Source organism: Bartonella sp. AP40SXNS, from assembly GCF_042195825.1.
Lineage (GTDB): Bacteria > Pseudomonadota > Alphaproteobacteria > Rhizobiales > Rhizobiaceae > Bartonella.
This window is the reverse complement of record NZ_JBHIPB010000028.1, coordinates 1-5,974: the sequence shown is the minus strand read 5'-3', so window position 1 is coordinate 5,974 and position 5,974 is coordinate 1. Positions and strand designations below refer to the sequence as shown.

Sequence of the window (5,974 nt, the reverse complement as noted above, 5' to 3'; positions counted from 1 at the left end):
ATCACCAATAGAAACACTTAAGGTTTGCATTCAGGTGCGTTTTTATATTTTTTACAAAAAGGGCTGTTTAAGCGCTTTTCAACACTTCGTTTCGGAATGACCGCGCCTGGTCGACAAATCGGAAGGTTTTCCCTCCAATGATTCACACACCAAGATGGACCGCCATATCTGTCACGGAATCCTGCTTGAATCATACAAGCATAAATTGTTGCATTATCATTATTGCTGAGCTTTTGATTTTCAGCCTCAAGATAATTAAGATGTGGCATGCCACATTCTAATAAGGCTTTTCCTACCTCGGTAAAGTCTGCTCCTGGCTTGATCCACCCATATACTTCCCCTGGAGGAGATTTGTCCATATCACATCCAGTAATACTTAATAGAATGAGCAGGCTCAATAAGTTAAATCGTATTTTCATTTTTTGTTCCCTGTTCTCGTGGAATAAAATTTTATAAAATCAAATGAACCGTAATCATTTTTACACTTAGCACTTGCATCAGCATAACAATTATGGGTACTAGGATTATAGCCGATGATCGCTCCCCCCATCTCTCTGAGGGGTAGAATTAACGGATGTAATGAATCATATGGTTTGGAACGTACCCCATAAGCCGTAGGCCAATTGTAACCAATCACTGTACTAATGGGGTCTAACATATGACCTTGTATGTAGATATAATTTTTTTCGCCATCGCTTAGATAATCTACTGTATTGGCCATCGATTGCATGTGAGCAGCCGCTCCAACAAGATAGAAGTCTGTTTTCTTGGCTACACTGTGGATACCATGTTCTTGCAAGTCATTTGCTCCATTGCGTATTGTTAAGGTACCCCGGCTATGCCCACTAACAATAGCATTGTCATTGCCATAACGATAGATAAAATCTTGGAACTTCTTGGTCGAATTACTCAATCCCCAAGTGCTACCCTCCCAAAACTTTTGATAATATGCTACCCCTAATTCTACCAGCACATCATCAGCTTGGGGAAAGTATGTAAAATAAAGGGGACCATTTTTATTAACAGCCAATTGGACAGCATTACCGGCTGCTTCATCTGGTGAATTAAAAATGCCATTGTAGAACATATAAACAGCACCATTAGGGCCTTTTTGTAAATGCTTTTCTTCCTCTGGCTTTAAAAAGTGATACAGAGTGATATATTTTCCATCACTGCCTTTTATAGGTTTTCCATTTTCATCGGTTAAATAGAGGACATTGCCATTTTCATCATGCGCAACCTCACCCACTGGATGGTCAACATAAAATGCCATTTTACGAACCCCATCCCATATATCAAACCATTCATCTACCCATTTATTTCTCATACCTAAACGATTACGCAATATATCCTCAAGCGGTGCGACATCTAGCTGTCCTACTGCTTGGTGTGCTGCTGCGGTGTTGCGGTTGAGAGAGCCAATGATTTGTCCAGCATCTTGCCCCATCGCCCTCTGTCCAGTTGTATCAGTAAGGATGATAGTCCCATCACTGATAGCAGATTTGGTTTCCCCTTCTGCTGCATCCTTGGCTTTGCCGTGATTTAAAACATTCTTGGCAATGTTTTTTATCGTGTCATTCCCAGAAAGGCTAAACCCATGGCTGCTGGCTTTAGCATGGGCACTGTTGCTGATATCACTGGTGCTAATGCTTCCAGTGGTCAGGCTGTTTTTGTCCGCCGAGGCTGTGCTTTCAATAATACCTCCGGTCAGCGTTGTTTTGTCTTTAACAATGATATTAAAGCCGCCATCACCCGCTTTGATGCCTGATTGCTCCACAACACTATGATAATCACTAGAGGATTTATCCTTTTGGAAAGAGGCGCTCATGGAGCCCCCACCACCCGTTTGTCCAGCACCAAACCCAACAGAAACAGAGTTTTGCTTGCTGGAACTTTGTCCCGTATCACTGCGGCTGGTAATGGCAAAATCACCCCCTACTTCCATTTCTACACGCTCTCCAGAAACCACGGCGCCTGCCAATGTGGTGTTTGCACCACTCGTTGTGTGAACTGTGCCGGTGCCAATAATATGGCTGTTCTTCTGGTGAACCTCCTCACTGGAACCCTTGCCTTTACCAAAAGAAGCATTCCCCATCCACCCTGTACCACCGGTACCATAACTATACCCAACATTCATTGAAGCGCTTTGCGTGTGGTTTTTTGTGCTTTGCGTATTTTGCGCACTTTCAAAGATGATATCTTTACCTGCTCCCATGGTGATATTCCCGCTCTGTTCATCATTGCTTTGCATCGGGTTTGTACCGGCAATAATATCGGCTCCAACACCATGGATGCTGCCTTTGTGGGCTTGCATATTAACAGCGCGTCCTGCTTCTATTGTACCTGTTACCGCAGTAGAGGTCTGAACAGAGGCTTCTGCCTTCTCTGTCTTAAAGCCCACGGTTACACTGCCAGATGCGCCAGCCTCGGTCAAACCGCTTAACGTATCCAGTGGATTGCCCCACGACTTTGGCTTCAAAATGCGCATCCCCCGTAATGGACCCCTCACCTGCCTTATTGTAGATTATCTTAACCACCAAATTTAAAAGGCTCTCTGCGTGGATAAAGAAGTAGACGGCTTTGATCCCCTACTTCATTCATGATTTTATCTAACGACCTTTTTAACGATGGGGAGGACGCTTTGGTGATCGCTTTTGTAAAGCTTTTTGCTTTTGCTGACGTTTTCTTTCATCCTCAAAATGCGTTAGTAAAGCGCGTTCCTGTTTCGTTTTATTGGTCATACCAAAGGTGTCATTGTCCATAAACTGCTGATATCCTGCTATCATTAAATTGCTTAGGAATGAGCCACTTTTGGGAGGTTGTGTAAAATAGATCCCTTTTGAATCTTGCAGTTTATATCGGAAACCTGCTTTTTTCATGCACTCATAAACTGAGGCAAATTCACTCGCATACGAATTCATATCACTAGAAGAAGCATAAACCGGTTTCCAACCACATTTTGATAAGGATTGTTGGATCATCGCTTTATCGACACCTGGTTTTTCCCATAATGCTAAAGTTGATGGAGGAGGTTGGTTAACACATCCAGTGATACTTAACAGAGCTATGCAACTCAATAGTTTTAAGATTTTCTTCATTATTCCCCTCTTTCAATGGATTTATTGACAATAAAAAAGCTCGTAAGCCTGTTGATATTTCCTGTCACCGCTTCATTAAAACAACGGTGAACAATATTGAAATGTTGGATTGAGGGAACAGTCCCGCCATTCCAAGAGAAGGCAAGGATGGCGGATTGTTAATCATCACAAACAGCAAAACTTAAGGCTGGCATTTGCGACTATTTTTATATTTTTTACAAAACGGGCTGTTTAAGCGCTTCTTGACACTGCGCTGTGGAACAACAGCGCCTGGACGACAAATGGGCAAGTTTTTCTCTTTAAAAGTATAACATGGCCCTCCCGCTCTTGCTACCTCTTCATCTTTATAGCGAAACCCTGATTGAAGCATGCAAGCATAAATTGTTGCTTTTGCATTAATGCTCTGCTTTCTGTTTTCTGGATCGACATCATAAGGCGTTGGCATGCCACATTCTAACAAGGCTTTTCCTACCTCAGTAAAATCAGTAACACCATTTTTCTCCCACGCGCTCAAATACCCTCCAGGAGTTTTATTAAACTGACATCCTGCAATACCTAATAAAGTTACAGCACCTAATAGCTTTAGAGTTTGTTTCATTTTTTACTCCATTATTTAATTCAAGGTTTTTGTTCACGATGAGATGTGCCATAGCGCCATGTACACTTATCACTCGCATCTCCAAGGCAAGTATGGGAGCTTATGGGATTCATGATCACTCTCCACCATTCTTTCCACATGTTACTACCAGTAGGTATTGTCTCGTAAGTATAGCCATTGCCGCCAATAATTCTGCTTACAAAGTCGTATCTATTCCCATCAAAGCCAATAGTGGTTTGTTTGCCATCACTCACATAACCTAACAGACCGGATGCAACTAAAACATTAAAGGCTGGTCCATAGAAATTGATCTTCGTGTTGTCGGCTATACCGTGAACACCTTCTTGTTTGAAAGAATACAACATATTCCCCAATGTCATCGTCCCGCGGCTATGGCCATAAAGTTCCAACCCTGTAAGACCATGGCTATACACCAAATCTTTTGCTTCTTGTGTGGAATTGGTCAAACCCCAAAAGTTATTTTCCATAAATTTCTGATAGCCCGCGACTAGAAGTTCTGAGATAGCAGAATCGGCTTGAGGGAACACAACAAAATAAAGCGGTTCATTTTTATTCTCCGCATGTTGCTCTGCATAAACAGCGGCTTCCTCTGGTGGAGTAAAGATGCCATTAAAGGAAACATGAACCCTGCCATCAGAGCCTTCTTGCAAATGCTGCTTTTCTTCATCCGTTAAATAATGAAACTTAGGTATTTTTTGTCCACGAGCGTCTTCTATAGGCTCCCCATTTTCATCTGTTTTATAGAGTATATTTCCGTCTTTATCACGGTCGACCACGGCGATGGGGTGCTCTTTGATAAACATGGTTTTATAGGAGTCATCACTGTATTTAAATCCTTCTTCTAAAAGTTGTGTCGCCATTTCGCGGTTTTCATGGACGATTTGTTCCAGCTTGCCTGCATCGAGCTGTTGTACACCCTTATGGGCGGTGGCAGTATCACGATTAAGGGAGGCTATGGCTTGTTCCACGTCTTGCCCTGTCAATGCCTTCTGCCCTGCTTCATCAGTAATGACAATGGTGCCATTGCTGATAGCGGATTTGGTATATCCTTCCTCTGAATCTTTAGCTTTTGAATGATCTAAGACATTTTTGGCAATGTTTTTCCCGACACCATATTTGCCCTGATACATCGGACCACCCGCCGAAATGCTTAAACCTTGGCTGCTAGCTTGCGCATGCGCACTGTTGCTGATATCACTGGTGCTAATGCTTCCTGTGGTCAGGCTGTTTTTTTCTGCCGGCGCGGTGCTTTCAATAATACCTCCGGTTAGGGTCGTTTTATCTTTAACGTTGATCTTAAAGCCGCCATCACCCGCTTTGATGCCTGATTGCTCCACAACACTATGATAATCACTAGAGGATTTATCCTTGTTCAAGGAAATATTGGTTGTGGCTGTACCATCCTTTTCTCGGCTATTATAACCAATGGAAACAGAGTTTTGCTTGCTGGAACTTTGTCCCGTATCACTGCGGCTGACAACGGTAAAATCACCCCCTACTTCCATTTCTACACGCTCTCCAGAAGCCACGGCGCCTGCCAATGTGGTGTTTGCCCCACTCGTTGTGTGAACTGTGCCGGTGCCAATAATATGGCTGTTCTTCTGGTGAACCTCCTCACTGGAACCCTTGCCTTTACCAAAAGAAGCATTCCCCATCCACCCTGTACCACCGGTACCATAACTATACCCAACATTCATTGAAGCGCTTTGCGTGTGGTTTTCTGTGCTCTGCGTGTTTTGCGCACTTTCAAAGATGATATCTTTACCTGCTCCCATGGTGATATTCCCGCTCTGTTCATCATTGCTTTGCATCGGGTTTGTACCGGCAATAATATCGGCTCCAACACCATGGATGCTGCCTTTGTGGGCTTGCATATTAACAGCGCGTCCTGCTTCTATTGTACCTGTTACCGCAGTAGAGGTCTGAACAGAGGCTTCTGCCTTCTCTGTCTTAAAGCCCACGGTTACGCTAGCAGAAACATCAGCAATATCACGAATAGACTGTTTGTTTCCACCTTTCATCCCATTATAAAGACCTTTGCCTTTGCTATAGAGATCATAGCCTTTTAGACCAGCAATAAGACCATTGCCGATTTTGTGTTTTGTATCCCCATGACCAAAACGTTTGACTGCATCCCTTACATCTTGTACAGCACCAAGAATGCCCACATTGACAGAGCCTGTCACACCAGCAAAAGACTTTTCATGCTTTTCTTTTGCGTTAGAGGTATCATAGCTTTCTGATAGGGTGATATTAT

General features: G+C 43.2%; 4 protein-coding genes and 1 pseudogene. All 5 read right to left on the bottom strand.

The window, feature by feature from the left end; translation table 11 throughout:
* Positions 1-17: 17 nt before the first annotated feature.
* Positions 18-419, bottom strand: a complete 402-nt coding sequence (locus tag ACFILZ_RS09145; protein WP_375610966.1) for a hypothetical protein — start codon at positions 417-419, stop codon at positions 18-20.
* A pseudogene (locus tag ACFILZ_RS09140) lies at positions 416-2,434 on the bottom strand (hemagglutinin repeat-containing protein); the annotation flags it as partial. The gene ACFILZ_RS09145 and the pseudogene ACFILZ_RS09140, both read right to left, overlap by 4 nt.
* 187 nt (positions 2,435-2,621) lie before the next feature.
* The gene (locus ACFILZ_RS09135; protein WP_375610967.1) at positions 2,622-3,098 is read right to left on the bottom strand and encodes a hypothetical protein; all 477 of its coding nucleotides are present in this window, start codon (positions 3,096-3,098) and stop codon (positions 2,622-2,624) included.
* A 181-nt stretch (positions 3,099-3,279) separates the two neighbouring features.
* Entirely contained in the window at positions 3,280-3,696 is a 417-nt protein-coding gene (locus tag ACFILZ_RS09130) for a hypothetical protein (RefSeq protein WP_375610968.1), read from the bottom strand.
* A 20-nt stretch (positions 3,697-3,716) separates the two neighbouring features.
* Positions 3,717-5,974 (bottom strand): hemagglutinin repeat-containing protein (locus ACFILZ_RS09125; RefSeq protein ID WP_375682381.1); only part of this gene is annotated, 2,258 nt, incomplete at its 5' end.